At 36.0% G+C, this 26758-nt stretch carries 27 protein-coding genes; 22 read left to right on the top strand and 5 right to left on the bottom strand.

Going from position 1 to position 26758, the window contains the following annotated elements; translation table 11 throughout:
• Positions 1-392: 392 nt before the first annotated feature.
• Positions 393-1046 carry a hypothetical protein gene (locus tag MP477_RS21075; protein ID WP_257191972.1) on the bottom strand — a complete coding sequence of 218 codons (654 nt, stop codon included), beginning with the start codon at positions 1044-1046 and terminating at the stop codon, positions 393-395.
• A 165-nt stretch (positions 1047-1211) separates the two neighbouring features.
• Positions 1212-3806 carry an ATP-dependent chaperone ClpB gene (clpB, locus tag MP477_RS21080; RefSeq protein WP_257191973.1) on the bottom strand — a complete coding sequence of 865 codons (2595 nt, stop codon included), beginning with the start codon at positions 3804-3806 and terminating at the stop codon, positions 1212-1214.
• Between the two features lie 333 nt (positions 3807-4139).
• On the opposite strand from clpB, the gene MP477_RS21085 reads away from it, so the two are divergent.
• The 19 genes from MP477_RS21085 (at position 4140) to MP477_RS21180 (ending at position 22534) form a co-directional block, all read left to right on the top strand.
• Positions 4140-4748 carry a TetR/AcrR family transcriptional regulator gene (locus MP477_RS21085; RefSeq protein WP_230041103.1) on the top strand — a complete coding sequence of 203 codons (609 nt, stop codon included), beginning with the start codon at positions 4140-4142 and terminating at the stop codon, positions 4746-4748.
• A gap of 287 nt (positions 4749-5035) precedes the next feature.
• Positions 5036-6352, top strand: a complete 1317-nt coding sequence (locus MP477_RS21090; RefSeq protein WP_257191975.1) for a phenylacetate--CoA ligase family protein — start codon at positions 5036-5038, stop codon at positions 6350-6352.
• A complete protein-coding gene (locus MP477_RS21095) occupies positions 6352-7437 on the top strand; it encodes a 2Fe-2S iron-sulfur cluster-binding protein (protein ID WP_257191976.1) in 1086 nt (361 codons plus the stop codon). The genes MP477_RS21090 and MP477_RS21095 overlap by 1 nt, the downstream gene beginning before the upstream one ends.
• Before the next feature lie 113 nt (positions 7438-7550).
• A complete protein-coding gene (paaA, locus tag MP477_RS21100) occupies positions 7551-8489 on the top strand; it encodes a 1,2-phenylacetyl-CoA epoxidase subunit PaaA (RefSeq protein ID WP_230041100.1) in 939 nt (312 codons plus the stop codon).
• A 112-nt stretch (positions 8490-8601) separates the two neighbouring features.
• On the top strand, positions 8602-8883 hold the full coding sequence (paaB, locus tag MP477_RS21105; RefSeq protein WP_123945289.1) for a 1,2-phenylacetyl-CoA epoxidase subunit PaaB: 282 nt from the start codon (positions 8602-8604) through the stop codon (positions 8881-8883).
• A gap of 73 nt (positions 8884-8956) precedes the next feature.
• On the top strand, positions 8957-9706 hold the full coding sequence (gene paaC, locus MP477_RS21110) for a 1,2-phenylacetyl-CoA epoxidase subunit PaaC (RefSeq protein ID WP_257191979.1): 750 nt from the start codon (positions 8957-8959) through the stop codon (positions 9704-9706).
• Between the two features lie 100 nt (positions 9707-9806).
• The gene (paaD, locus tag MP477_RS21115) at positions 9807-10271 is read left to right on the top strand and encodes a 1,2-phenylacetyl-CoA epoxidase subunit PaaD (RefSeq protein ID WP_257191980.1); all 465 of its coding nucleotides are present in this window, start codon (positions 9807-9809) and stop codon (positions 10269-10271) included.
• Between the two features lie 192 nt (positions 10272-10463).
• The gene (locus tag MP477_RS21120; protein WP_257191981.1) at positions 10464-11264 is read left to right on the top strand and encodes an enoyl-CoA hydratase/isomerase family protein; all 801 of its coding nucleotides are present in this window, start codon (positions 10464-10466) and stop codon (positions 11262-11264) included.
• A gap of 36 nt (positions 11265-11300) precedes the next feature.
• Complete coding sequence (locus MP477_RS21125) at positions 11301-11654, top strand: four helix bundle protein (protein ID WP_257191982.1); 354 nt, start codon at positions 11301-11303, stop codon at positions 11652-11654.
• A gap of 40 nt (positions 11655-11694) precedes the next feature.
• Positions 11695-12825, top strand: a complete 1131-nt coding sequence (locus MP477_RS21130) for a 3-hydroxyacyl-CoA dehydrogenase NAD-binding domain-containing protein (RefSeq protein WP_257191983.1) — start codon at positions 11695-11697, stop codon at positions 12823-12825.
• Positions 12826-12898: 73 nt separating this feature from the next.
• The gene (locus tag MP477_RS21135; protein ID WP_257191984.1) at positions 12899-13210 is read left to right on the top strand and encodes a hypothetical protein; all 312 of its coding nucleotides are present in this window, start codon (positions 12899-12901) and stop codon (positions 13208-13210) included.
• A 1-nt stretch (position 13211) separates the two neighbouring features.
• On the top strand, positions 13212-13625 hold the full coding sequence (locus tag MP477_RS21140) for a PaaI family thioesterase (RefSeq protein WP_257191985.1): 414 nt from the start codon (positions 13212-13214) through the stop codon (positions 13623-13625).
• Positions 13626-13734: 109 nt separating this feature from the next.
• Positions 13735-14940, top strand: coding sequence for a 3-oxoadipyl-CoA thiolase (pcaF, locus tag MP477_RS21145; RefSeq protein WP_257191986.1), 1206 nt, complete (start codon positions 13735-13737; stop codon positions 14938-14940).
• Positions 14941-15118: 178 nt separating this feature from the next.
• The gene (locus MP477_RS21150) at positions 15119-15712 is read left to right on the top strand and encodes a transferase hexapeptide repeat family protein (protein ID WP_230041093.1); all 594 of its coding nucleotides are present in this window, start codon (positions 15119-15121) and stop codon (positions 15710-15712) included.
• Between the two features lie 251 nt (positions 15713-15963).
• Positions 15964-16791 carry an alpha/beta hydrolase gene (locus MP477_RS21155; protein ID WP_257191988.1) on the top strand — a complete coding sequence of 276 codons (828 nt, stop codon included), beginning with the start codon at positions 15964-15966 and terminating at the stop codon, positions 16789-16791.
• Positions 16792-16934: 143 nt separating this feature from the next.
• Positions 16935-19430, top strand: coding sequence for a phenylacetic acid degradation bifunctional protein PaaZ (paaZ, locus tag MP477_RS21160; protein ID WP_257191990.1), 2496 nt, complete (start codon positions 16935-16937; stop codon positions 19428-19430).
• Between the two features lie 795 nt (positions 19431-20225).
• On the top strand, positions 20226-20759 hold the full coding sequence (locus MP477_RS21170; protein ID WP_257191992.1) for an SMI1/KNR4 family protein: 534 nt from the start codon (positions 20226-20228) through the stop codon (positions 20757-20759).
• A 304-nt stretch (positions 20760-21063) separates the two neighbouring features.
• On the top strand, positions 21064-21840 hold the full coding sequence (locus tag MP477_RS21175) for a DUF4241 domain-containing protein (RefSeq protein WP_257191993.1): 777 nt from the start codon (positions 21064-21066) through the stop codon (positions 21838-21840).
• Positions 21841-21847: 7 nt separating this feature from the next.
• Positions 21848-22534, top strand: a complete 687-nt coding sequence (locus MP477_RS21180; RefSeq protein ID WP_257191994.1) for an SMUG2 DNA glycosylase family protein — start codon at positions 21848-21850, stop codon at positions 22532-22534.
• An 80-nt stretch (positions 22535-22614) separates the two neighbouring features.
• Here MP477_RS21180 and MP477_RS21185 read toward each other — a convergent pair whose 3' ends face one another.
• Positions 22615-23436, bottom strand: a complete 822-nt coding sequence (locus MP477_RS21185) for a T9SS type A sorting domain-containing protein (protein WP_257191995.1) — start codon at positions 23434-23436, stop codon at positions 22615-22617.
• 19 nt (positions 23437-23455) lie between these two features.
• Positions 23456-24001, bottom strand: coding sequence for a phage tail protein (locus MP477_RS21190; protein ID WP_257191996.1), 546 nt, complete (start codon positions 23999-24001; stop codon positions 23456-23458).
• 277 nt (positions 24002-24278) lie between these two features.
• Between MP477_RS21190 and MP477_RS21195 the strand changes: the two genes are divergently transcribed.
• Complete coding sequence (locus MP477_RS21195) at positions 24279-25043, top strand: enoyl-CoA hydratase/isomerase family protein (protein WP_230041084.1); 765 nt, start codon at positions 24279-24281, stop codon at positions 25041-25043.
• A gap of 70 nt (positions 25044-25113) precedes the next feature.
• On the opposite strand, the gene MP477_RS21200 is transcribed toward MP477_RS21195, so the two are convergent.
• A complete protein-coding gene (locus MP477_RS21200) occupies positions 25114-25638 on the bottom strand; it encodes a hypothetical protein (RefSeq protein ID WP_257191997.1) in 525 nt (174 codons plus the stop codon).
• Between the two features lie 142 nt (positions 25639-25780).
• Here MP477_RS21200 and MP477_RS21205 point away from each other — a divergent pair, with 142 nt between their 5' ends.
• Both MP477_RS21205 and MP477_RS21210 read left to right on the top strand, forming a co-directional pair.
• Positions 25781-26398, top strand: coding sequence for a hypothetical protein (locus MP477_RS21205; RefSeq protein WP_257191998.1), 618 nt, complete (start codon positions 25781-25783; stop codon positions 26396-26398).
• A gap of 45 nt (positions 26399-26443) precedes the next feature.
• On the top strand, positions 26444-26734 hold the full coding sequence (locus tag MP477_RS21210; protein WP_230041081.1) for a transcriptional regulator: 291 nt from the start codon (positions 26444-26446) through the stop codon (positions 26732-26734).
• Positions 26735-26758 lie beyond the last annotated feature (24 nt).

A 26758-nucleotide genomic window follows, 5' to 3' on the forward strand; every position in this document is an offset into this window, starting at 1 on the left:
ACAGTAATAGATTGGGGATTATACTGTTATTTTTACCGTGTTTTTACGGGTTGTACGCAAATTCAACTATACGTAAATAAATACCAGGTTATCATAATGACAAAAAAAACCGGAGGCATCTCCGGCTTAGATTTTATATGCATGGATATTTTGTCCGGTCCTTGCAAACCAGTCCTGCTGTGCAGCATAGGCCTGTTGGGCAATTCCAGAACTCGTCACACATAATGATCGATGAAAGAACGCCACCGTCAATTTTCTTTAATTCATCTCTTTTTAATTTTTTCATGTTGATTTTGTTTTAGTTAGATTAGTGATGTAAATGTAATGATAATTCACGTTGTCTGGATAAAAATAGTTAAAAAGATAACCTGCTTATTTTTAAGTGTAAAATATCAGGGATATTTAAGTTCCTGTTTTCCTTTTATCAGCGAAATTGAAAACAGGATGTACATGATAATGAGAGAAATTTGAAAATAAGAATAATAAATATTCCAGATTTCTTTATACTGCTTTATTTGAGCAAAAAAAGTCCAGAAAGGCAAGGTTCCGATATAAAATAAAGTAACTCCCAGATTGATGTAAAACATTCTGTTTTTGCTGAAATTGACAATCTCAGAAGAATTTACCTGATTATAGTACTCCATAATCACAAGGATCATTAATATAAGACAGCCCAGTGTGTAATTTATGGAAAAGATTTCCTTATTGGTATCAAGAAAAATCTCATTTGGGATAAATGACAGCAGGTATATAAAAGTTACAATGTAAAAAAGTCTGGGCCTTCCGAAAGCTTTCGCAGCATACAGCCAATAAAAGAATATAAACTCCAGCGGTATCACAAAATAATTATAAAATTTTGGACTGTCATATTCTATAAAACGCGGACTGTATTTTCCGAACACCTCACATAGGAATATAATGATCAGGTATAGGCAAAAATATTTCCAATACTGCTGTTTTTCACGATGATAACAGAGTAGTGCGATGAGTGCTGTAGCTCCTTCTACCCAAAGGATGCTTTCATAAAGTAGTTGGGGGATTGTCATTTGTTAAATGAAATATTTTTACAGATTTAAGATATTTTATTTAAATTAATAATATGTTTTTTGGATATGATGAAATTTTATCCCAAAAGTAGGATAAAAAAATAAGTGCTGCAGAAAATTCTACAGCACTTACTTACAAAATAATGTATATGAAAAAAAACTACTTTATTGTTCGGCAGGTCTGAAAACAAGACCTGTTTCTTCAAAGAAATCTAATGTGATTCTATCTCCTTCATTTACATTTCCGGCAAGGATCTCTTTAGATAATTTATTCAGTACATCCTGTTGGATAACTCTTTTTAAAGGTCTTGCTCCGAATGCAGGATCGTAACCTTTCTCCATCAGATAATCTACAGCATCCTGAGTGAAAGTCATGATAATGTTCCGTTTTGCTAACATATCATTGAATCCTCGCAACTGATACTGAACGATTTTTCCGATTTCTTTTTTTCTTAAAGGCTGGAACAGTACGATCTCATCAATTCTGTTCAGGAATTCCGGACGTAGACTTTGTTTCAATAAATCAAAGACCTCGTCTTTTGTTTTAGCTACAATTTCGTCCTGATTTTCCTCTGTGATATTTTCAAAATTCTCCTGGATCAGATGGGAACCTAAATTCGAAGTCATAATGATAATTGAGTTTTTGAAATTTACAACTCTACCTTTATTATCAGTAAGTCTTCCGTCATCCAACACCTGTAATAATGTGTTGAAAACATCAGGATGGGCTTTTTCAATTTCGTCTAAAAGCACTACTGAATAAGGTCTTCTTCTCACGGCTTCCGTCAATTGACCACCTTCATCATATCCGATATATCCCGGAGGCGCACCCACGAGTCTTGAAACACTGTGACGTTCCTGATATTCACTCATATCAATTCTCGTCATATTGTTCTCATCATCGAATAAAAATTCCGCCAATGCTTTTGCCAGCTCAGTCTTACCAACACCTGTGGTTCCCAAGAATAAGAAAGATCCGATAGGTTTTTTCTCATCGCTCAATCCGGCTCTGTTTCTTCTGATAGCATCTGCTACAGCCTGTATCGCTTCATCCTGTCCTACAACTCTATGGTGAAGCTCAGCTTCAAGATTCAATAATTTTGCTCTTTCCGACTGTAATAGCTTGGTGACAGGAATACCCGTCCATTTACCAATAACTTCAGAAATATTCTCGGCAGTAACCTCTTCTTTGATCAGCTCATTCTGATGGTTCTGCATTTCAAGTTCAACCTTTTGCAGTTGTTCCTCTTTTTCACGGAGTATTCCATATTGTATTTCCGCTACTTTGGCATAATCACCGGCTCTGGATGCTCTTTCCGCTTCTAATTTTAAAGATTCAATCTCCTTTTTGATCTGCGTTAAATCTTCACTTTTCTGTTTTTCTTTCAGCCATTTGGCATTAATTTCATTTCTCTGTTCAGAAATTTTAGCAATATCTTCTTTTAAGTGGTTGATTTTAGTTTCATTGCCTTCTCTTGAGATGGCTGCCAATTCAATTTCCATCTGCATTAATTTTCTATCCAGTACATCCAGTTCTTCCGGTTTTGAATTGATTTCCATTCTCAATTTAGCAGAAGCTTCATCAATGAGGTCAATTGCTTTATCCGGTAAGAATCTGTCTGAAATATACCTCTGAGACATTTCCACAGCTGCAATAATTGCTTCATCTTTGATTCTTACCTTATGGTGAGCCTCATATTTATCTTTAATACCCCGAAGAATGGAAATTGCAGACTCTGTATCAGGCTCCTCTACCATTACCTTCTGGAAACGTCTTTCCAACGCTTTATCCTTTTCAAAATATTTTTGATATTCATTGAGGGTAGTCGCTCCGATAGCTCTCAGTTCCCCTCTTGCTAAAGCCGGTTTCAGAATATTGGCAGCATCCATTGCGCCTTCACCACCTCCAGCTCCTACCAATGTGTGGATCTCATCGATGAAAAGTATGATCTGTCCGTCAGATTTGCTTACTTCATTCACTACAGATTTCAGACGCTCTTCAAATTCACCTTTATATTTTGCTCCGGCGATCAATGCTCCCATATCCAATGAAAACAATGTCTTATCCATTAGATTTTCAGGGACGTCCCCACTGATAATTCTGTGAGCAATTCCTTCAGCAATGGCTGTTTTACCAACTCCCGGTTCTCCGATAAGGATCGGGTTGTTTTTTGTTCTTCTGGAAAGGATCTGTAAAACCCTTCTGATTTCTTCATCACGTCCGATCACAGGGTCCAGCTTTCCTTCAGCTGCTAATTCATTAAAGTTTTTGGCATATTTATTTAAGGATTGATAAGTTTCTTCTGAACTTGCAGAAGTAGCTTTGCTTCCTTTTCTTAATTCTTTAATACCTCCTTCCAGTAATTTTTTGGTAACGCCCATATCCTTGAGCATTTTGGATACCTCAGAGCTTGTCTCCAAAAGGGATAGCCATAAATGTTCAATCGTTACATATTCATCGTCCATTTTCTTAGCGATGTTGGGTGCATCCAGCAATACTTTATTGGCAGACTGGGAAAGATAAATATTCCCTCCCTGTACTTTTGGAAGTTTTTCTAAATTTTCACGGTTGCGCTCTCTTACCAGATTGGCATCTGCTTCAGATTTTTTTAATAAGAAAGGCGATATATTTTCATCTACCTGAAAGATCCCTTCAAGTATATGTTGAGGTTCGATACTTTGATTACCCAATTCAAGAGCTACTTGCTGAGCTGCCTGAATGGCTTCCTGTGATTTTACAGTATATTGGTTTAAGTTCATATTTTATATATTTTGGTTGTTTTAATTGGAGTTCTAAAAAACATCAAGAAACCAAATTTTAAGGCTTGGCTTCTTAATGCCATCAATTATTTAATCATTTATTCGATGACTGTATCACAAAAATCGTTCAATTATTAAATTTACAAAAAAATAGGACAAAATTTCCGAAATCAACATTTTTAACGTAAAATTAACTTGACAAAATTTCCGATTCTTAATAATTTTCTTTAAAATGATGAACAATACGTCATACCAGGAGTGAAATATCTTTGGCCGTCAATGGGAGAAATGAGCTAATTTACCCGATGCTGTGTTAAATTCCAGCGTATTATTTTGAGAATAACTACTTTTGCATTTTACCAGATGGAGCTTAAAGAAAAACAAAGAAGAATATTAAACGTAGCTGTAGAACTTTTCAAGGAGAAAGGATATATGGGCAGTTCAGTACGAGATCTGGCTACAAAACTCAATATTAAGGCCGCATCCCTTTATGCGCATATCCGTTCGAAAGAAGAAATCTTGGAATGGATATGCTTTGGCATTGCACAGGATTTTTTTGATGAGCTTCAGGAAGTAAAAAACACCAATATTCCTCCCAGAGAAAAACTGAACCTATTTCTGGATAAACATTTATCGGTAGTCCTGGAGAACCGGGATGTAACCCATATTTATTCCAACGAATGGAGACACCTGGAAGAAAGACTTTCTGAATTTGTGGAATTAAGGAGAAACTATCAGCAGGAAGTGGAGGAACTTATTTCTGAAATTTACCAGGCCGAAAACTGGGATTTAAAATCACCTTCATTTACCACAAGATTTATTCTTCATACCCTAAACAATTCTTATTTCTGGTTCAAAAGAAACAGTGATTCTACTGATGAAATTATTGATGAAATCAGAGAGAAGATACTTTTTGGGCTATTAGGGAACCAGAAACAATAATGGCCTTATTACACTTATTTTATAAATAGGTCCACACTCCATTGCGTTTGCTCTGAATGTCAATTTCCATTAAAGTAAATTATTGTTTTTTTTTCAAAACTTAAGCGTGCTATTAATAACCCTATTGTACTTTCCTTAGCCTTAATATCAAAACTTACGGGTTTAAATAAAGGGAATCATTAGTATGTTCTTATTTAGAATCATTCAAAATATGATAAAAATCATAAAAATTTTGTCAGCTTGCAAATTCTTTTTAAATTTACACCTAACAAATGTTAGTTAGTTTTATGGGTTTTTCAGTTGAATATCTGGAGCTGGGTCAGTTGAGACAGCTTCAATCCGACCGGTTAACAGGTTTAATTGGTTATCTTGAGGAGAAGTCAGAGTTTTATAAAAGAAAATTCGATGAATTAAAAATATCTCCACAGGATATAAGGACAATAGAAGATATCACGAAACTTCCCATTACTTACAAACAGGATTTAAGAGATCATTATCCTTTTGGATTGTTTACAGTTCCCAAAAATGAGCTGCAGAGAATTCATTGTTCAAGCGGAACTACAGGGAAACCAACTGTGGTAGGATATACCAAAGAGGATGTGGATCTTTTCAGTGAGGTAGTGGCGAGATCCCTGTATGCTGCAGGTGCCAGACCAGGGATGCAGTTACATAATGCATACGGATATGGGATTTTTACAGGGGGGCTTGGTCTCCATTACGGAGCGGAAAAGTTGGGAATGAGTGTTCTTCCCATTTCAGGAGGAATGACAGCCAGACAGGTAGACTTGATTATGGATTTTAAGCCAGAGGTGATCTGCTGTTCACCATCTTATGCACTGACTATTGCTGATGAATTTGCCAACAGAGGAATTTCAGCCGATGAAATCAGTCTTCAATATGCGGTGTTGGGTTCAGAGCCCTGGACGGAGATTATCAGAGGACATATTGAAGAAAGGTTAGGGGTTCATGCCACGAATATTTATGGCTTAAGTGAAATTATAGGACCGGGAGTTTCAATGGAAGATTTCAAAGAAAAAGGAGGTTCTTATATTTGGGAAGATCATTTTTATCCTGAAATTTTAGATCCGGTAACCAAGCAGCCGGTTCCATTCGGAGAAGAAGGCGTATTGGTGATTACGACTCTAACGAAAAAAGCGATGCCCCTTTTACGGTACTGGACCAATGATATTACAAGTCTTTATTATGATGAAAATGCCAAAAGAACAATGGTGAAAATGAAACCTATTGTTGGCCGGGCAGATGACATGCTGATTGTAAGAGGGGTAAATGTTTATCCAAGCCAGATTGAAGATGCATTTTCATATGTAAAAGGTGTTGTTCCCAATTATTATCTGACCCCGATTGAAAAAGAGCATATGTGTGTAGCACTGGATATCGATATAGAAATTGATGATGACCTTGTAAAAGATCAAAGAATAGAAGCCAATACCGATGAATATTTTAAATTTGTCGGAATCTTTGGAAAAAATATAGAAAACGAAATAAAAAAACGGGTAGGGATTACTACAAAAGTAAAAGTTCATACCCAGGATAGCTTACCGAAATGTGAAGGTGGGAAAATTAATAGAATACTAAAAAAATAATGAATTCATTTTATAAACTTAAAACAGTTAGAGTTCAGAAAGATACTCCGGAAGCCGTAAATGTGGCTGTGGAAATTCCTGAAGAACTGAAAGACAAGTTCAGGTTCAAACAGGGACAGTACCTTAGTTTCCGAATGATGATCAACGGAAACGAAGAAAGACGTTCTTATTCTATCTGTAATGCTCCAAGTGAAAAAAGCAATACGCTGGAAGTTTTGGTGAAATTATTAGAAGGCGGAAAAGTATCAGGATACTTCAACGAACATCTTCATATGGATGAAATGCTGGAAGTAATGCCTCCGATGGGTGGTTTTAATACTTCTTATCATCCTACCAATGTGAAAACTTATGTAGGTCTTGCAGCAGGAAGCGGTATCACTCCTGTTTTGTCCAATATTAAAGAAAGCCTTTATCAGGAACCCAACAGTAATGCGTATCTGTTTTACAGTAACAGAAGCATGAATCATATTTTGAGAAAAGGGGAAATAGATAAATTGGTAGAACATTTCAACGGAAGACTTAAGGTGGTTTACCTGGTAAGCCGGGAGAAACATGAAGATCCTGTTTTTGAAGGAAGAATTTCTGCCGAAAAATTAGAACAGTTATTTGAAAGATACACGGATATTGATGTAAAAGAATCCACTTATTTTATTTGTGGACCCTCAGAAATGATCAAGGGGATCGCCGATTATCTTAAAAAGGATAAAAAAGTTCCTGCTATCCAGGTTTTATTTGAATACTTCACAGCTCCTGACGAAGAAAATACGGAGGAGATGAGTGATGAATTCAAAGCTATTGCCAATATTGAAAGTATGGTAACGGTAATTATCGATGATGATGAATATTCGTTTCACTTAAATTCTAAAAAAGAGAGTATCTTAGATAAAGCATTGAAAGACAATCTTCCTGTACCTTTTGCTTGCAAAGGAGGAGTTTGTTGTACGTGTAAAGCGGAGGTTTTGGAAGGAGAAGTTTTCATGGAGAAAAACTATGCGCTTACCGAAGACGAAGTAGCCAGAGGCTATGTTCTTACCTGTCAATGTCACCCGACAACGAATGTGGTGATGCTTAATTATGATGTTTAATTCAATTTGAAAATGCGCTAATTTGGAAATTTGAAAATGGATAATAGTTTATTCTCAGTTTCTCTAAATAATTTTCAAATTAACTAATTCTCAAATTCTCAAATTAAAAGATTATGGACTTAGAAAAATTTGTTCAATACGTTCACGACGAAAATAAAGTAGAACCCAAAGATGTAATGCCAGATGATTACAGGAAGTTATTGGTTCGTCAGATTTCACAGCATGCCCATTCTGAGATTGTTGGAATGTTACCGGAAGCCAACTGGATTTCCAGAGCACCTTCATTGAGGCGAAAAATGGCCCTTTTGGCTAAAGTTCAGGATGAAGCGGGACACGGTTTATACTTGTATTCTGCCACGGAAACATTAGGAAACGGAACGATCAGGGCGGACAGGGACGCCACTTATGAAGATATGTTGGAAGGGAAAGCAAAATACTCAAGTATTTTTAATTATCCTACATTGAGCTGGGCAGATATTGGAGCCATCGGCTGGCTGGTAGATGGTGCAGCCATCATGAATCAGGTAATGCTGATGGGAAATTCTTATGGTCCCTATTCAAGAGCGATGGTGAAGATCTGTAAAGAAGAATCTTTTCACCAAAGACAGGGGTATGAAATCTTAATGGCCCTTTGCCGTGGTACCAAACAGCAGAAAGAAATGGCCCAGGCTTCGTTAAACCGTTTCTGGTGGCCGGCTTTAATGATGTTCGGACCTAATGATGACAGTTCACCCAACTCTAAAATTTCTATGAATTACAGAGTAAAACGTGAAAGTAATGACAGTCTTCGTCAGAGATTTATTGACGTTACTGTTTCTCAGGCTGAATTCTTAGGATTAACGATTCCTGATAAAGATCTGAAATGGAATGAGGAAAGACAGCATTATGATTTCGGAGAACTTCCCTGGGGTGAATTTATGGAAATCTTAAAAGGTAATGGCCCTTGCAACAGAAAGAGGCTGGATACCAAAGTAAAAGCTCAGCAGGAAAACCTTTGGGTAAAAGAAGCAGCTGCAGCTTTCGCAAAAAAACAACAAAAAGAAGTAATATAATAATGTAACAATATACCAATGTAAAAATGTAACAATCAATTGTCATTCTGAGTAAAACGAAGATTCATATTGGTAAACTGGTACATTGATACATTGTTAAATTAATTTGACTATGGCAAATTTAGATATGTGGGAAGTGTTTATTCAGACTAAACCGGGATTATCTCACAAACATGTTGGAATAGTACAGGCACCAACAGCAGAAATGGCTTTGCAGAATGCAAGAGACGTTTATACCAGAAGAAAAGAAGGAACTTCTGTTTGGGTAGTTCCAAGCAAATATATCATCACTTCTGAAGGAGTAGATAAAGAAGCTTTCTTCGATCCGGCTGATGATAAATTATACCGTCACCCGACTTTTTATGACATTCCTAATGATGTAAAGAATATGTAATTTTCTGTAAAATGTCAGCTGTAAAAAGTACACTGTACAACCGACATTTTACATTTTACAAAAAGAAAAAACAATGAACCCATTATATAATTATTTATTAAAACTGGCAGACGACAGTTTCATCATGGGGCAGAGATTGTCTGCGTGGTGTGGTGAAGGTCCTTATTTGGAGGAAGATATTGCATTGACAAACATTGCATTGGATGAGCTGGGTCAGGCCAATAACTTTTATGTTTACGCATCAAAAGTGATTGATAACGGTAAAAGTGAAGATGATCTGGCATTTTTAAGATATGAGCATGAATATCTAAATGCCCACTGGACTGAGCTTCCTAATGAAGATTATGCCCAGACCATTCTTAAAGTTTACGTTTTTGCAGTATATCAAAAACTAATGTATGAGGCCCTGTCTCATTCTGCGGATGAAGAGCTTTCTGCAATTGCTCAGAAATCTTTGAAAGAAGTAAGATACCACTATACCCACGCTGCTTCCTGGATGAAAATTTTTGCTCAGGGAACAGAAGAAAGTAAAACCCGTTTGGAAAAAGCGATTGGAAATATTTGGGAATATTCAAAAGGATTATTTGCAAAAGTAGAAAGGGAGGAGGATTTAGTTATTTTAAATATTGTTCCCAATGTTGATGTGCTTTATGAGAATTTTCTTTCCATTACACAAAAAGATTTTGCAGAATATGGTTTAGAATATCCTGCGAATCCTTTCATGCAGCCAAAATCAAGAACAGGATATCATACAGAATATTTCGGTTATATTCTTTGTGAACTTCAGTATATGCAGCGTGCATATCCGGGATGTACGTGGTAAAAAAACAATGAGGCAATTTGAAAATGAGTTAATTTGGAAATGAGCTGTTCGTACCTTTCATTTTTTAAATTTTCAAATGATCTAATGCTCAAAATTAATAATGAACGATTTATTAAGCTTATTAAAAACAATCCCCGATCCGGAAATTCCGGTCATTGATATTGTGGAATTAGGAATTGTGCGGGAGGCCAGCATTACAGGTGAAAATACCTGTGAAGTGACGATCACGCCTACTTATTCTGCCTGCCCTGCAATGTTTACCATTGAAGAGGATATCATTAAAATGATGAAGGAAAACGGCTGGGATGCGACGGTGGTTACTAAAATGTTTCCGATATGGACAACAGACTGGATAACAGATGAAGCGAGAGAAAAACTCCGTGTTTACGGAATTACACCTCCTGAAAAAGGAGCAGACGAACATCATATCGGGAAGCCGAAAAAATGTCCGCGTTGTGGTTCCGAGCATACCAAACAGATCAGCAGATTCGGGTCTACCCTGTGTAAGGCTTCTTACCAGTGTTTAGACTGTCTTGAACCTTTTGATTATTTTAAATGCCATTAATTAATGAATCAATTTAGCAATCAATATACCCATAAAATGCTTTGTGCATAGTAGTTTATAAGGTGTGATCAGTTTTATCAGAACTATTTTATTTGTTGCATTGTTAAACTGTTAGATTGTTACGTTATAGTAGATTGTTAGGTTAATTTATATTGTTAAATTAGAGCATTGTTAAATAATAAATAAAAAACTATGTATACACAACTTGATATTGAAACGCATTTTGACGGGAAGCTTAAAATTGCATATCTTAATCAACCTGAAACGATGAATGCCCTTACAAAACCTTCTCTGTCGGATTTGAAAGATTTCATTAAAGAATGTAATGAAGATGACACGGTAAGATGTGTAGCGATCTCAGGTAGAGGAAGAGCGTTCTGCTCAGGTCAAAATTTAGATGATGCCTTTGTACAGGGTAATGAACACCATGATAACGACATCATCAGAAAAATTGTAGTAGATTACTATAATCCTTTGGTTACAGAAATTACACATTGCAAAAAACCTGTGGTGGCATTGGTAAATGGTCCTGCAGTAGGAGCCGGAGCAATGCTGGCCCTAATTTGTGACTTTGTGTTAGCAGTTGATAAATCATATTTTGCCCAGGCATTTTCCAATATCGGATTGATTCCTGATACGGGAGGAACTTATTTCTTACCGAAGCTTTTAGGTAGACAATTGGCAAATTATTTAGCTTTCACAGGTAAAAAACTATCTGCTGAAGAATCTAAATCATACGGTCTTGTTGCTGAGGTTTTCAATGAAGAAGAATTTGCTCCAAAATCTATGGAAATTCTTGAGAAAATGTCAAATATGCCCACTGCAGCGCTTAAGCTTACCAAAAAAGCTTTTGCTCAGTCTTACAATAATACCTTAAAAGAACAATTGGAGTTAGAAGGAGATTTACAGCAGGAAGCTGCAGAAACAGAAGACTTCATCGAAGGGGTAAATGCCTTTTTACAGAAAAGAAAACCTAATTATAAAGGAAAATAAATCAATTTGAAAATGGGTTAATTTGAGGATTTGAAAATGAGAAATGACAAAGAAAATATTATAGTAAATAAAACTTTTGATTTTGCATTGAACATTATTGAATTTTCAGAAAAACTGTATAAGGTTAATAAATTTCCACTTGCGAATCAGATTTTTAAATCAGGAACTTCAATCGGAGCTAATGTAAGAGAAGCTCAAAATGCAGAAAGCAGGGCCGATTTTATTCATAAAGTAAAAATTGCAGCTAAAGAAGCTGATGAAACAGAATATTGGTTATCATTGTGTTTGCAATCAGAATATTTGTGTTCGCCTGATGAGAAGTTATTTAAAGATTTAAGAGAAATTATATTAATTCTGTCTAAAATTATTTCTACATCAAAATTTAAATAATTTTCAAATTAACTCATTTTCAAATTTTCAAATTAAAACTATGAATATTGGAATTATTGGGGCAGGAACCATGGGCGTAGGAATAGCTCAGGTAGCTGCCACAGCAGGATGCAAAGTTGTTTTATTCGACGCTAATGCTCCACAAATAGACAAAGCACTTTCAGGCTTAGAAAAAACACTTCAGAAACTGGTTGAAAAAAGCAAAATTTCTCAGGAAAAAGCCTCTGAAATCAGAAACAACATCGTAAAAGGAGAAGTCCTTCAGGATTTAAAAGATTCAAATCTGGTTATTGAAGCGATTATTGAAAACAAAGAAATTAAGACTAAGGTTTTTACAGAGCTTGAAAATTATGTTTCAGAAGACTGTATCATCGGTTCCAATACCTCATCCATTTCCATCACTTCCCTCGGGGCAGAGCTCAAGAAACCGGAGCGTTTCATCGGAATTCACTTTTTCAATCCAGCTCCATTGATGCCTTTAGTGGAAGTTATTCCTTCTTTATTAACAGAACAAACGTTAGCTGAAAAAATATATAACCTCATGAAAGAATGGGGCAAAATACCTGTTATCGCCAAAGATATTCCGGGGTTCATTGTGAACAGAATTGCCCGTCCCTATTATGGGGAAGGGTTAAGAATTGTTGAAGAAAATATAGCCACACCGGAACAGGTAGATGAGGCAATGAAAACATTGGGTAACTTCAAAATGGGGCCTTTTGAACTCATGGATCTTATTGGTATTGATGTCAATTTTTCAGTAACGACAACGGTTTACAAAGATTATTTCTATGATCCAAAGTATAAGCCTTCTTTACTTCAGCAAAGAATGTCTGAAGCTAAGCTCCATGGCCGGAAAACAGGAAAAGGATTCTATGATTATAGTGAGGGGGCACAAAAACCGGTTGCTCAAAAAGATGAGGCATTGTATGAGCAGATTTTCTTAAGAATTATTTCAATGTTGATCAATGAAGCTGTTGAAGCTAAAAGATTAGGTGTTGCCAATGATGATGATCTTGAACTAGCGATGCAGAAAGGCGTTAATTATCCAAAAGGACTGTTAAGCTGGGGTAAAGAAATTGGATATGCAAAAGTTTCAGAAACCCTACAGAACCTTTACGAAGAATATCAGGAAGAAAGGTACAGACAGAGCCCTTTGCTTCGTAAAATATAAAGAAATACGGCCATGTATCCGTTGTATAATAACAGCAACTGGTGCATTGCTCAATTATGATAGTGAAGAATTAATGAATATAGATGAATTCAGAGCCGAATTGGGAGTGAGGCTTTCAATAGAGAAAGATTATTTGATTCAGGAGGCTGCTTCTATTGAAGATCAGGAAAGGCTTGAATTATTGGGGAAGTTTAATGAGAAATATAAAGAGCTTATCAAAAGATTGGCCAATGAAAACGGAATTGATTTAAGTGCTTCTTATCCAACTGAAAATTCATCAGGTTCATCAAATCTCTCCTATGAGCAAATCATTCTGGGTAAAACGATGAGTGTTTACGATAGATTATCGGATGAATTATATGAAGAAATAACAAACGTACAGTAAAATGAATCCAAGACAGGTAGCAGATTATATGTTCAATCAGGATTATTTTTCCCAGTGGATGAATATCAGAATGATTGAAGTAAAAGAAAATTATTGTTTAATAGAAATGCCCATTAAGAAAGATATGATCAATGGGCTTAAAACAGTTCATGGTGGGGTTACATTTGCTTTTGCAGATTCAGCACTGGCATTTTCATCCAATAATACAGGGGATGCTGCTGTAGCTTTGAATTGTATTATCAACTTTACCAAAGCCGGAAAAGAAGGCGATGTTTTCAGAGCAGAAAGTATCTTGGTGAATGATACCAGAAAAACAGCTGTTTATGATATTCAGATTACCAATCAAAATCAGGAGCTGATAGCAAAATTTGTAGGAACAGTTTACAAAATCGGAAAAAAAGTAACAGAATTATAAAGAATTTGAAAATTTGAAGATGAGGTAATTTGAAAATTATCGAACACCTTTAATTTTACTTCCCTTAAATTTTCAAATTCTCAAATTGACTCATTTTCAAATTAAAAATATGAACAACGTATACATCATAGACTATGTCAGAACTCCTATTTCAAAACTACAGGGAGGATTATCAGAAGTAAGAGCAGATGATTTGGCTGCTATTGTTATCAAAGAAGTGGTGGCAAGGAATCCTGACGTTCCCGTACATGAAATTGAAGATGTGATTTTCGGATGTGCCAATCAGGCAGGGGAAGATAACAGAAATGTGGCAAGAATGGGGCTTTTATTGGCAGGTCTTCCTTATAAAATTGGAGGTGAAACGGTAAACAGACTTTGTGCTTCCGGGATGTCGGCTGTAGCGAATGCTTTTCGTTCCATTGCTGCAGGAGAAGGTGAAATTTATATTGCAGGTGGAGTAGAGCATATGACGCGTTCTCCGTATGTAATGTCAAAACCAAGTGCGGCGTTTGGCAGAGACAGTCAGCTATTTGATACTACTTTCGGATGGCGTTTTGTGAACCCGAAAATGAAAGAAATGTATGGCGTTGATGGGATGGGAGAAACTGCAGAAAATTTAGCAGATATGCATCAGATCAGCAGAGAAGATCAGGATAAATTTGCTCTTTGGTCTCAGCAGAAAGCTACCAAAGCACAGGAAAATGGAAGACTGGCAGAAGAAATTGTAAAAGTAGAAATCCCTCAGAGAAAAGGTGATCCTGTCATTTTTGAAAAAGATGAATTCATTAAACCTACATCATCCATGGAAGGTCTGGGGAAACTTCGTCCGGCTTTCAGGAAAGAAGGAACGGTAACAGCCGGAAATGCATCGGGAATGAATGATGGAGCTGCTGCACTTATTTTAGCAAGTGAAGAAGCTGTTAAAAAATATGGATTAAAACCAAAAGCAAAAATATTAGGATCTTCCGTAGCAGGCGTTGAACCAAGAATTATGGGAATAGGACCGGTAGAAGCTACTCAGAAACTATTGAAAAGACTGAATCTTTCACTGGAAGATATGGATATTATTGAACTCAATGAAGCATTTGCTGCACAGGCCCTGGCGGTAACAAGAAGCTTAGGTTTAAAAGATGACGATGCAAGAATAAACCCGAACGGAGGTGCTATTGCCATTGGCCACCCACTGGGAGTTTCCGGAGCAAGAATTGTGGGTTCTGCGGCTATAGAATTACAGAAGCAGGATAAAAAATATGCATTGTGTACCCTTTGTATCGGCGTTGGACAAGGCTATGCAATGATCATTGAAAAAGTATAATCAATTTGAAAATGGGATAATCTGAGAATGTGAAAATGTTTATTGGAAGATACTCCGTAAAGAGTAGCTGCTTTGTAGGACTTTGGACAGTATAGTCAAAAGACAAACATCGAAAAACAGAAACATTATTTAATTGATTTTCAAATTATCTCATTTTCAAATTTTCAAATTAATAAATATGAATATCTACTCATACCATGGTATCCGTCCCATTATAAAACCCTCTGCTTACATTCATCCGCAAGCAGTCATTATCGGGAATGTAGAAATAGGTGAAGAAGTTTATATTGGTCCCAATGCGGTAATTCGTGGCGACTGGGGGAAAATTATCATTAAAGATGGGGCTAATGTACAGGAAAACTGTACGCTTCATGTTTTCCCAAATATAGAAACCATCTTAGAAGAATCTGCACATATCGGTCATGGGGCAATTATTCATTCCGGGCATATCGGGAAGAATTGTTTAATAGGAATGAATTCTGTAATAATGGATAAAGCTTATATCGGTGACGAAAGTATTGTCGGTGCTTTAGCTTTTGTTCCTGCTAATTTCAGATGCGAACCCAGAAAACTGATTGTCGGAAGCCCCGCAAAAATCATCCGTGATGTTTCTGATGAAATGATCCACTGGAAAACAGAAGGTACAAAATTATATCAGGAATTGGCCAGAGAAGGGAAAGAAGCGATTTTACCTTGCGAGCCCTTTACAGAATACGTACAGCAGATCCCAACAAAAATTGTTGATTACAGCATTTGGGATGACGTAAAATAATTGTCTAAACCTTATAGGTTTTTAAAACTTATAAGGTTTGAATTCAGTAAAATAAAACACAAAATGAGAAATAAATGGTTAATAATACAGAAAGTTTTGAATGCGGGATATCTATCATATATATTCCCACGCTAATGGAAAAGATTTGATTTTCCGTGAAGATGAAAATTATCAGCTTTCTAATGTGGAATATGATTGTATGGATTTAGAATAAAAATTTCTAAGAATAAACGAGAAGACAAAAATTAAATATGATTAAAAAAGCTTTTATTATCTGCAGTATACTGCTTGCTGCCAATTTTACGGTATCAGCGCAAACTGCAACAGTAAAACCGCTTACGATGGGAGAGGTAAGGACCATTAAATCTAAAACTCTGAATGAAGAAAGAACTCTAAATATCTACCTGCCTCAAGGTTTTGATAAAGCTAAGTCATATCCGGTGATCTATTTGTTGGACGGAAGTATGAATGAAGACTTTATCCATGTTTCAGGATTAGTGCAGTTCTTTAATCAAATGTACTCGATGCCGGAAACAATTGTAGTAGGAATTGCTAATGTTGACAGAAAAAGAGATTTCACATTTTATACAAATTTAAAGGATTTGCAGAAAGATTATCCTACCACAGGGCATTCTGATAAGTTTATAACGTTCCTTGAAAAAGAATTAAAGCCTTACATTGAAAGTCAGTTTAAAACTACGGAGAAGTATCTGTTCGGACAATCTCTAGGTGGGCTGTTAGCAACAGAAATTCTTTTAAAGAAACCGGAAATGTTCAATAACTATTTTATCATTAGTCCAAGCTTATGGTGGGATGATGAAAGTTTGCTAAAACAGGCTGGTCAACTGCTTGCAAAGTCTCCCGATACTAAGAAATTTGTTTATGTTTCTGTGGGAAAAGGAGAACATCCTGTCATGATTAAAGATGCAGAAACGTTCTATGATATTCTTAAAAAATCAAATAAGAAAAACTGGACATTAGAGTATAAAATGATGGAAACGGATAATCATGCAACCATTCTTCACAGAAGTTTGTATGAAGGATTAGTGAAACTGTTTCCATATCAGGAACAGAAGTAAATTAGTTTCAATTGATCAAAATTCTAAAAAAAATAATGGCTTTTAGTATTGATATTTTAATCATATATGTACGGACTCAAACCTTATAGGTTTTTAAAACCTATAAGGTTTCAACAGAAGCAAAAAATAAAGTAAAAATAAATATGGAAAAACTAAAAAACTATATCTACGGAGAATGGGTAGAAGGATCCGGAAACGGCATCCCTTTATACAATGCCGTTACAGGAGAGCAGGTAGCTGTTTCAGATACGGAAGGACTTAATTTTGAACAGGCTCTTGATTATGGAAGAACAGTAGGATACAAAAACCTTTCTTCCATGACTTTCTATGATCGTGGGGAAATGCTGAAAAAAGTGGCGCTGTATCTATTGGAAAGAAAGAAAAAATATTACGAATTATCATATAAAACAGGAGCTACGCATGTAGATTCATGGGTAGATATTGAAGGAGGTTTCGGTACCTTCTTTACCTATTCGGGACTGGCAAAAAGAATGCTACCCAATACTCCGTTTTGGGTAGACGGAGATACACAGAAAATTTCAGCAAACGGAACTTTCTTAGGAACTCATATTCTGACTCCAAGTGAAGGGGTTTCAGTACAGATCAATGCTTATAACTTTCCTGTTTGGGGAATGCTGGAAAAATTATCAACGTCATTATTGGCGGGTGTTCCTTCTATTGTAAAACCTTCTCCTTTTGGTTCTTATTTGACAAATGCTGTTTTTCAGGATATGATTGAGAGTGGAGTGCTTCCTGAAGGAGCCGTTCAGTTGGTATGTGGGGAACCTGGAAATATCCTGGACTATATTAAAGACGGAGACTCTGTATTATTTACAGGTTCAGCTCATACAGGCCGAAAATTAAAATCAATGCCTTCTATCGCTGGGAATGCAGTACGTTTCAATATGGAGGCGGATTCTCTGAACTGTTCAATCCTTGGATTGGAAGCAAAGCCGGGAACTCCTGAATTTGATTTATTTATCAAAGAAGTTCGTAACGAAATGACCACGAAAGCAGGACAGAAATGTACGGCTATCAGAAGAATTATCGTTCCGGAACATTTAATCGGTGATGTTCAGAATGCTTTGTCTAAAGCTTTGGATCAGACAAAAATAGGAAATCCCTTGAGCAGAGATACCAAAATGGGTTCTTTGGTGGGAAGACAGCAATACGAAGAAGTAGTAAGAAAAGTAAATATTTTAAAAACAGAAACAGAGCTTGTGTATGACGGAAAGCATGAACTGGTAGATGCAGATTATGAAAACGGAGCATTTATGAGTCCTAAACTATTCCTGAATGATAAGCCTTTTGAGAAAAATATCTCTCATGATGTAGAAGCTTTCGGGCCGGTATCTACATTAATGCCGTATAAAGATGCTGAAGAAGCCGCTGCACTGGCAAAGAGAGGAAAAGGAAGTTTAGTGGGATCCATCATTTCTCATGATGAGAACTTTATTGCAGAAACGTCATGGAAAATGGCTTCCCAACACGGAAGAATCTTTGTCCTGAACAGAGATAATGCTAAAGAAAGCACAGGGCACGGTTCACCACTTCCTACGCTGATGCACGGAGGGCCTGGCAGAGCAGGCGGAGGTGAGGAAATGGGAGGTTTGAGCGGTCTTCATTTCTTCTTGCAGAAAACAGCAATTCAGGGATCTCCGGATGTACTGAAAGCAATTACCAAGATTTATCAGCAGGGTGCTGAGAAGAAATTCTCAGACAAACATCCTTTCCAGAAATATTTTGAAGAAGTTGAAGTGGGAGATTCTCTAGAAACAGCTGGCAGAACCGTTACCGATGCAGATATCGTTAACTTCTCCAATGTTTCATGGGATCACTTCTATGCTCATACGGATGCTACGAGCTTAACAGGAACTATTTTTGATAAAACTGTTGCCCATGGATATTTCATCCTTTCAGCAGCAGCAGGATTGTTTGTTTCCGGTAAAAAAGGACCTGTTATTGCCAACTACGGATTAGAAGAATGCAGTTTCTTTAAACCTGTATATGCTGGTGATACCATTACTGTTTACCTAACAGCAAAAGAAAAAATCAACAGAGGAGTAAAAGGCAGAAACATTCCTTCAGGAGTTGTTAAATGGCTGGTTGAGGTGATAAATCAAAGAGATGAGATCGTATGTGTAGCTACAATTTTAACATTAGTAGCGAAACAATCTCCTTTCATTGATCTTAATGTGAAAAATGTTCAGAAAATACTGAATGGCTTAACCGAAAATACTCCGTCTCAATGGGGAAAAATGTCTCCACAACAGATGATTGAGCATTTGGAACACGGAATTTTAGTAAGTCTTGGAGAACCGGAAGCTGAAAAATGCTTCACTCCGGAGGAGAATATTGAAAAATACCAGGACTCTCTTTACAACCACAGAAAAATGCCGAAAGAATTTATTGCTCCGTTCTTACCACAGAATGGCTCACTTCCGGCACTCACACATAAGAATCTGGATGCAGCAAAACAGTCATTCATTGATAACCTGAAGCGATTTGTGATCTACTACAAAGAAAATCCCCAGGCAGAACATCTGAATTTTGTGTTTGGTAAGCTGAACAGGGAAATGTGGGAACTGATGCATAAAAAACATTTTACCCATCATTTTGAGCAGTTTGGATTAATTTAATTCAAAATATAAATTTATAGTCCCTTTAGGTTTTTACTTAAAGGGATTTTTTTAACCGTGTCAAGGTTCAAAACCTTGACACGGTTAAATTTAAAAGTTTTTTTTATCTTTCTAAGATTAAATTAAAAACACAAAGATGGCAGATATCAGAACTACTCCAATTGAAGCAGACTGTTTTTACCATATTTATAATCGTGGTATTAACGGAGAAAATATTTTTAAATCGGATCGAAATTATTCATTCTTTTTGAATAAAGTAGTTGAATTTCTTATTCCCACCTGTGATGTATATGCATATTGCCTTATGCCTAATCATTTTCATCTTTTAGTTAAGATTAAATCTGATCTTGAATTGAGTAGGACTTCATTCTCCCCAGAATATTTTCTCAAAACAATTTGCCCGACTTTTCAATTCTTACTCCCAATCTTTTAATAAGGAATACAAAAGACATGGTGCTCTTATTGAATCCCCATTTAAAAGGAAATTGATTACTTCGGATAAATATTTAATTAATATGATAATTTATATTCATCAAAATCCGCAAAATCACTCTATCGTGCATCAGTTTTCAAAATATAATTTTTCCTCTTATCAATCCATTTTGAGTACGTCGCGCACTCTTTTAAAAAGAGATGAGGTTATTGAATTATTTGATGGTGTAGAAAATTTTAAGCTGTCCCATCAAAGGATAATTAACCTTAAAGAAGAGTTTTAGTTTTTATCCGTGTCAAAGGTTTAAAACTTTACACGGATAATACTTACCTTTATATTACAATATCACTTATTGAAACAATATGGAATTACAATTTTTCAAGGGCTTTGACTTTACAGGCTTCTGGGATCAAAGTACTTATTCACAAAGAGATTATATTGAAGATTTTCCCAAAGACGAAATGATAGCTTCAATAGAAGAAGAACTGGGATATAAACTTCCTGCTTCATATATCGAATTGATGAAAATTCAGAATGGAGGAATGGTAGACAGATGTTGCTTTCCCACCACAGAACCTAATTCCTGGGCTGATGATCATATTGCTGTTACCGGAATTATGGGGATTGGAAGAGAAAAGACCTATTCTGTTTGTGGAGAACTGGGAAGTCGGTTTATGATGGAAGAATGGGGCTATCCTGATGATGGAGTTTATATTGGAGATTGCCCTTCAGCAGGCCATGATATGATTCTTCTCGATTACACAAAATGTGGAAAAACGGGGGAACCGGAAGTGGTACATGTTGATCAGGAAGATAATTACAGGAAAACATTTCTGGCTAAAGATTTTGAGACCTTTATTAAAGGACTGAAAGATGAAGATGATTTTGACAATTGATTACGAACTTGTTTACACTTTTTATTTTAACCACAAATCGAAGATTGGACGTAGTCAAAAGTCACAAAGTTTCTTGAACACTTAAGCTTAATAAAGCTGTGAAAATAAGCTCACGTAAGTTTTAAAAAAAATCAAAGATTTTTTGCTTAAGTGTACTTTTTATTTTCAATCAGTTTAAACTTAAAATAAACTAAAGTGTTTATAGTGTTTTACTCAGCTTTTGTGATTCAATTTCTAATTAGTTTAAACAGGCTTTACATAAAAAAGTATTTTTAAATTTTAATACAACTATAAACATAAAATTATGAATGAGGCATGGATGCAAAAATGGGAAGAGGTAAAAGATAGACTTATATCCCCTGTAGATATTGAAACCTATTTTACTGCTGATGAAATTATGGATCAGAAAATGGAAGTGATGGAAATAGGAAATGTTTCCCTGCCTTCCGGAAAAGTAATTGTAAGAGATCCTTTAGTCTATTTAAATACAAGGGAAAAACCCTATTTTGTTGATGTACCCAAAGGTAATTTTCCCGTTAAGATTGCTGTGGCAAAATTAGAAGATTGGGGAAACCGTTATGCTGCCGTAAAAGTAGAATTTACAAAAGAAAAGGCTGTTGTATACAGAGAGGCATTAATAGGTGAAGAAGAACTTGGGGATTCTGAAGAAGAAGATTATTTTGGCTTTGTAGTAGACGCGGGGTTGGCATGTATTACAGATACACAGATAGTACCTTATGTGGATCAGTTTATTTCAGAACTCGATGTAGAGAATATTTATGATGATTATTTCGCAGAACTTTTTGCTAAAAACTACAAAGAAAATCCAACAAATCAGAGAGATTTAGGAGATTGGATCAATTGGAAAGTACCGGAGACAGAATATCATATTCCAATATTTGCAAGTGGTTTGGGAGATGGGGTATATCCTGTATACTTTGGATATGATGCTAACGAAGAAATCTGCAGTCTTTATATTCATTTTATTGATATCGAAATGGAATTATCCGAAGTAGAAGAGGACGATGATGACGAAGATGAAATTTCAGATCAGCCGGATAATTTCGTGTTTTTAAAATAATTTCACAATGAATAAAACTTTTGCTGATCTGGTTATTACATTCAATGAACACCTTACTTTTTCCGGAGAGCTTCCGGAAGGTTTTGAAGCTTTGAATCCGTATCTTGATAATCCGGAAACAATAGAGGTCATGCAAAAGTTTTATCACAAGTACTATAATGATTCCGATAAAAGAAAGTTTCTCATAGGGATTAATCCCAGCCGTCACGGCGCAGGGGTAACGGGGGTTCCGTTTACAGATACCAAAAGACTGGAAGCTGTATGTGGTATAAAAATGAAATCGGCCCGCACTCATGAAGTATCTTCTGTTTTTATATATGATATGATAGAAGACTATGGTGGAGCAGATCTATTCTATAAAGATATTTATATCAATTCCCCATTTCCTCTGGCTATCGTAAAAAAGGCAAAAAATGGATGGGTTAATGCCAATTATTATGATGATAAAAAACTGTTTGAAGCAGTCAAAGACTTTATGATTGATTCACTGAAAAAACATATCAGCCTGAACCTGGATACCTCAGAGGTTTTTGTTTTAGGAAAAAAGAATGCTGAGTTTATTTCAAAATTAAATAAAGAAGAAAAGCTGTTTGATACAATGACCGTCCTTGAACATCCCAGGTATATCCAACAGTATAAATCAAAAGAGAAACAATTGTATATTGACAAATACATCCTGGCTCTGAAAAAGTAAAAATCCCTCAATCAGTTTTGATCAAGGGATTGTCATTCATGTATTAGAATCTTTATCGGGGGATGACTGTGTCTGAACTGTTAGTTTTTAATGATTTTAGTGCTTTCTGTGGATGTTTTTATAAAATAGGTTCCTTTTGGAAGCTCTGAAATATTGATGTCGTTAGCTCCTTTACTTATCGGAAGTGTTTTTACCAGTTTTCCGTCTGCACTATAAACCTGGGCATCGGTAGCTTTCCCTGCATATATCGTAAGCGGACCGTTGGTAGGATTAGGATAAATGGTCATCTTTTGTTTGGCGGTTTTAGTTTCTGCCGTACTTAGTACTATGCCAGAATCTTTTACCCAGGTAAAAGCATCAAAACCTGCATATCTGAATTCACCTCCCAGGGTAATTTGAAGTTCATCAATGATAATATTACTGTAGTTTTGCCCATTCAGATTGGTGAGATCAATCAATGTATATCCGTTTGAAGGAACCATAGAAGTAGCAAACCCTGTCGTTTTAGTTTGGATAAATTTTGTTACTCCACTCAATTTTCCTGCGACTGTAAGGGTTCCTGCTGCATTGAGATCCAGGTTTAATTTTGAAAGATACATCCAGAACCTGTTTACTTTAAATAAATTGGAGGTTGTTTTAATACTGAATGATGGTGGTGAAGCAGTATCATTAGAGTTATCAATATATTTGTTGTCAATACTGGTGCCGTTCCAGCCTGTTGAAGGATAATTGGCTTGAACATCAAAAATTCCTATATGGGAAATGAGATTAAAAATCACGCCGTTATCAATGAAACTGGAGCTTCCGTGTGATTCTGTTTCAAATGTTTCTGTGCTTGTCTGTCCGAAAGACAATAGAGAAGTGAACAGACAGCAGATGATAAAAAAGATAGTTCTTTTCATGATTTAGGTTTTAATGAGATTAATCTCGGGGAGGATAAATCCCCTCTACACAGATGATATAGTTAAGTCCTAAATAAGGAGGCATATTATTCATCGGAAGGTTTTGCCCTGTAAATGAAATTGCTCTTGGGTCAATTGTTGTATTGGGTTCTGCCTGTACAAAACTTGGTACAGCAGTGAAATCTCTTCCTATCTGATTTCCTGTTACTGCAATGGATGTGCTAATGGATGGAGTAGAGGTAGTTGCATTAGCATTCGATATCTTTAATTGAAATCCGCTTCCAATACTAGGTAAATTCTGTGCTAAGATCGTATTTTTATCAGTTCCCGAAACAATCCCTACCGGGTATGATTTTCCAGTCTGCGATCCTGCTCCTAAAGCCATACGTCCAATTAAATTGGGCAGTGCAAAAGAGGTAACACCATCACCGCCATATATGGTTCCTAACAGAGAAAACAGCGCTGAATTCTGAGCAATACTCAGAAGCCTGCCGTCACAAAGCATCCAGCCTCTAGGTACAAAACTTCCTGCAAATAATTTTACAATTCCCATGTATTCTTCCATAATAATAGTTTTTCAATTTTAAATTTCCTACTCTCTTCCTGGCTTTTCGGATTCGGCCATTGATTGTTTATTTTCTAAGCCAAAGGAACAATTAATGATAAGGCAAGACTAGAGTAGAAAATACCAAATTTCACAGTCCGTATTTATACGTAATTTGTTTTGGTTTACCAGGGAAGCAGAATAATTTGAAATGATCATTAATACGTAATTTCTGTCATTTAATTTTCGTTAAAAGCCTTCTATTTAGTATTTTTGTAAGAATCCAATAAAAGTAAAAATGAACGAATTTGTAGCGTCAGAAATTAAAAACAATATTGCCGAAATTACATTCGGAACCCCAAAAAGTAACTCACTTCCCGGTGCCATTTTAGAAAAACTGGCTCAAACGATCTTAGATGAAGCGGCAAAAGATGAGGTAAAAGCAATTGTAGTGAAGAGTGAAGGTGAAAAAGCATTTTGTGCAGGAGCAAGCTTTGATGAATTATTGGCTATTGAAGAACTGGAAGCTTCTACAAAGTTTTTTGGAGGATTTGCTAAGGTTTTAAATGCAATGAGAAACTGTGGTAAAATTGTGGTGGTAAGAGTTCAGGGAAAAACAACAGGTGGCGGAGTAGGAATTGCTTGCGGAGCAGATTATTGCTTTGCCACAAAAGATTCTGCATTGGCACTTACTGAAGTTAATCTGGGAATAGGCCCATTTGTAATAGGCCCATATGTGGAAAGAAAAATAGGAAAATCACAGTTCTCTGCTATGGCGATTGATGCAGATTTCAGATCAGCAGAATGGGCAGAACAGCATAATGTTTATCATTCTGTGTCAGATACGATTCAGGAAATGGATGAAAAGCTTGAGAAATTCTTACAGACCTTAGCTTCAAGAAGCAGCGATGCCTTAGCATTAATCAAAAAAGTTTCCTGGGAAGGAACAGATCATTTCAATGAATTGATGCCGGCAAGAATCCATATGAGCGCAAGCCTTATCTTGGAAGATTCCGCAAAGAAAAATATAGAAAGCATTAAAGAAAGGTTAAGAGCAAAATAGATAAGCAAAACCAAAAGCCACTGATTAATTCAGTGGTTTTTTTTCGCCATGAATTTGTATTTCGGTTTTATTATGTATCCAGCTCATGAATGAAGAGTATTACTTTGCTGTATTTTAAATAGCTTACGACTACTTTTGTTCCTGTTTCATAGCGGTAGTAATCTTCTTTTTCAGCGGGAAGCCTTATTTTCTCATGTTGGCTACGTCCTGCAAAGGTCATCATGTATTCATCATTTTCAGTTTTGTGACGGGAAATAACAATACTGGTCAGTTGATTTTTTCCAGTTTCAATATCTTTTTTCCAGTTTCGTAGATAATACTTATAGGTCAGCCATATCAGGAAATAGAAGAATGCGTACAATGCCAATACGATACCGATAAATAAAAGATAATGGTAGTATTTGAAATTCTTAAAATCATTCTGCAAAAAGTAGCAGGCAATAAGTACCATGATAATGAGCGCTACTAATAGGGAAGCTGGAGTATTTTTGAAAAAATCTTTTTTCTGAGTGGCAATATTGTTGATCTCTTCCTCATGTAAGGGAATATTCTCTTGTAAATGAATTTGTGAATAATCAACTAGTATTTTTTCCATAAGGTTCAATAATATTAGCACTTATCTCAGCTTTCTTAAAGATAAGACATTAAAAGACCCGGTGAGAAAAAGCGATTAAATTTTTAAAAATATTTTGCACATTCAAAATAAATTATAACTTTGTAATTCAAAGTTCTTTTTTATGGAGACAAAAAACTATCACGAAGACTTATCTCATATCCGTTCCATGATGGAGCGGTCTTCCAGATTCATTTCACTAAGTGGACTTTCTGGTGTTGTTGCTGGGTTTACAGCTCTTATTGGGGCAACATATGTATACTTTGTTTTTAAAAGAGAAGGAATTGATTACTTTCAGGGGGAGAGAAACTTTTTTGCTCCGGCATTAGTTAAAGAATTGACCCTTATTGGAACCATAATTTTATTGGCAGCAGTTTTTAGTGGCTATATTTTTACAGCTCATAAAAGCAAAAAGAAGGGACTGAAGATTTGGGATGCCACAACCAAAAGGCTTTTGATTACTTTTGCAGTGCCATTATTGGCTGGCGGGGTTTTCTGTTTAGCACTGCTTTTTCACCACCTTTTTGTCTGGATTGCCCCTACTACCCTGATCTTTTATGGTTTGGCGTTGGTAAGTGCAGAAAGATATACTTTGACTGATGTAAAATACCTTGGATATTGCGAAATCATCTTAGGGTTGTTTTCATTATTTTTTCTCGGTTGGGGATTAGTTTTCTGGTCTGTTGGTTTTGGAGTTCTGCATATTGTGTATGGCCTTATTATGCATAAAAAATATAAATAAAAACTAAATTTGCAGTTCGTCGGATGCATCTGCAATCTATTTGTTATGATAAAAATAAATCAACTCAACAAAGAATTTGAAAGTCGTGTAAGATTGGGCATTATGTCTGTTCTTATGGTTAATGACTGGGTTGATTTTTCTGAAATGAAAGGGATACTGGAGATTACAGACGGTAACCTGGCTAGTCATAGCAGTGCCTTGGAAAAAAACGGTTATATTGAAGTGAAAAAAGAATTTGTGGGAAAGAAACCGAAAACATCTTATCGTGTTACACAGAGTGGGAGACAGGCTTTTACCGATCACCTGGACGCACTGGAAAAATTATTGGGACGATGATCCTATATTTTTTTGAAATTTTAC

This window comes from Chryseobacterium sp. WG23, assembly GCF_024586575.1.
In the GTDB taxonomy this organism is placed as follows: Bacteria; Bacteroidota; Bacteroidia; order Flavobacteriales; family Weeksellaceae; genus Chryseobacterium.

Excerpts from the sequence above, each read along its gene's own strand:
- MP477_RS21095 (WP_257191976.1), top strand. The coding sequence starts at position 6,352 with ATGAATTCATTTTATAAACTTAAAACAGTTAGAGTTCAGAAAGATACT.
- MP477_RS21210 (WP_230041081.1), top strand. The coding sequence starts at position 26,444 with ATGATAAAAATAAATCAACTCAACAAAGAATTTGAAAGTCGTGTAAGA.
- paaB (WP_123945289.1), top strand. The coding sequence starts at position 8,602 with ATGGCAAATTTAGATATGTGGGAAGTGTTTATTCAGACTAAACCGGGA.
- MP477_RS21205 (WP_257191998.1), top strand. The coding sequence starts at position 25,781 with ATGGAGACAAAAAACTATCACGAAGACTTATCTCATATCCGTTCCATG.
- paaZ (WP_257191990.1), top strand. The coding sequence starts at position 16,935 with ATGGAAAAACTAAAAAACTATATCTACGGAGAATGGGTAGAAGGATCC.
- paaD (WP_257191980.1), top strand. The coding sequence starts at position 9,807 with ATGAACGATTTATTAAGCTTATTAAAAACAATCCCCGATCCGGAAATT.
- MP477_RS21075 (WP_257191972.1), bottom strand. The coding sequence starts at position 1,046 with ATGACAATCCCCCAACTACTTTATGAAAGCATCCTTTGGGTAGAAGGA.
- MP477_RS21195 (WP_230041084.1), top strand. The coding sequence starts at position 24,279 with ATGAACGAATTTGTAGCGTCAGAAATTAAAAACAATATTGCCGAAATT.
- MP477_RS21155 (WP_257191988.1), top strand. The coding sequence starts at position 15,964 with ATGATTAAAAAAGCTTTTATTATCTGCAGTATACTGCTTGCTGCCAAT.
- MP477_RS21140 (WP_257191985.1), top strand. The coding sequence starts at position 13,212 with ATGAATCCAAGACAGGTAGCAGATTATATGTTCAATCAGGATTATTTT.
- MP477_RS21185 (WP_257191995.1), bottom strand. The coding sequence starts at position 23,436 with ATGAAAAGAACTATCTTTTTTATCATCTGCTGTCTGTTCACTTCTCTA.
- MP477_RS21125 (WP_257191982.1), top strand. The coding sequence starts at position 11,301 with ATGAGAAATGACAAAGAAAATATTATAGTAAATAAAACTTTTGATTTT.
- paaC (WP_257191979.1), top strand. The coding sequence starts at position 8,957 with ATGAACCCATTATATAATTATTTATTAAAACTGGCAGACGACAGTTTC.
- MP477_RS21130 (WP_257191983.1), top strand. The coding sequence starts at position 11,695 with ATGAATATTGGAATTATTGGGGCAGGAACCATGGGCGTAGGAATAGCT.
- MP477_RS21150 (WP_230041093.1), top strand. The coding sequence starts at position 15,119 with ATGAATATCTACTCATACCATGGTATCCGTCCCATTATAAAACCCTCT.
- MP477_RS21190 (WP_257191996.1), bottom strand. The coding sequence starts at position 24,001 with ATGGAAGAATACATGGGAATTGTAAAATTATTTGCAGGAAGTTTTGTA.
- clpB (WP_257191973.1), bottom strand. The coding sequence starts at position 3,806 with ATGAACTTAAACCAATATACTGTAAAATCACAGGAAGCCATTCAGGCA.
- pcaF (WP_257191986.1), top strand. The coding sequence starts at position 13,735 with ATGAACAACGTATACATCATAGACTATGTCAGAACTCCTATTTCAAAA.
- MP477_RS21135 (WP_257191984.1), top strand. The coding sequence starts at position 12,899 with ATGAATATAGATGAATTCAGAGCCGAATTGGGAGTGAGGCTTTCAATA.
- MP477_RS21120 (WP_257191981.1), top strand. The coding sequence starts at position 10,464 with ATGTATACACAACTTGATATTGAAACGCATTTTGACGGGAAGCTTAAA.
- MP477_RS21175 (WP_257191993.1), top strand. The coding sequence starts at position 21,064 with ATGAATGAGGCATGGATGCAAAAATGGGAAGAGGTAAAAGATAGACTT.
- MP477_RS21170 (WP_257191992.1), top strand. The coding sequence starts at position 20,226 with ATGGAATTACAATTTTTCAAGGGCTTTGACTTTACAGGCTTCTGGGAT.
- MP477_RS21090 (WP_257191975.1), top strand. The coding sequence starts at position 5,036 with ATGGGTTTTTCAGTTGAATATCTGGAGCTGGGTCAGTTGAGACAGCTT.
- MP477_RS21200 (WP_257191997.1), bottom strand. The coding sequence starts at position 25,638 with ATGGAAAAAATACTAGTTGATTATTCACAAATTCATTTACAAGAGAAT.
- MP477_RS21180 (WP_257191994.1), top strand. The coding sequence starts at position 21,848 with ATGAATAAAACTTTTGCTGATCTGGTTATTACATTCAATGAACACCTT.
- paaA (WP_230041100.1), top strand. The coding sequence starts at position 7,551 with ATGGACTTAGAAAAATTTGTTCAATACGTTCACGACGAAAATAAAGTA.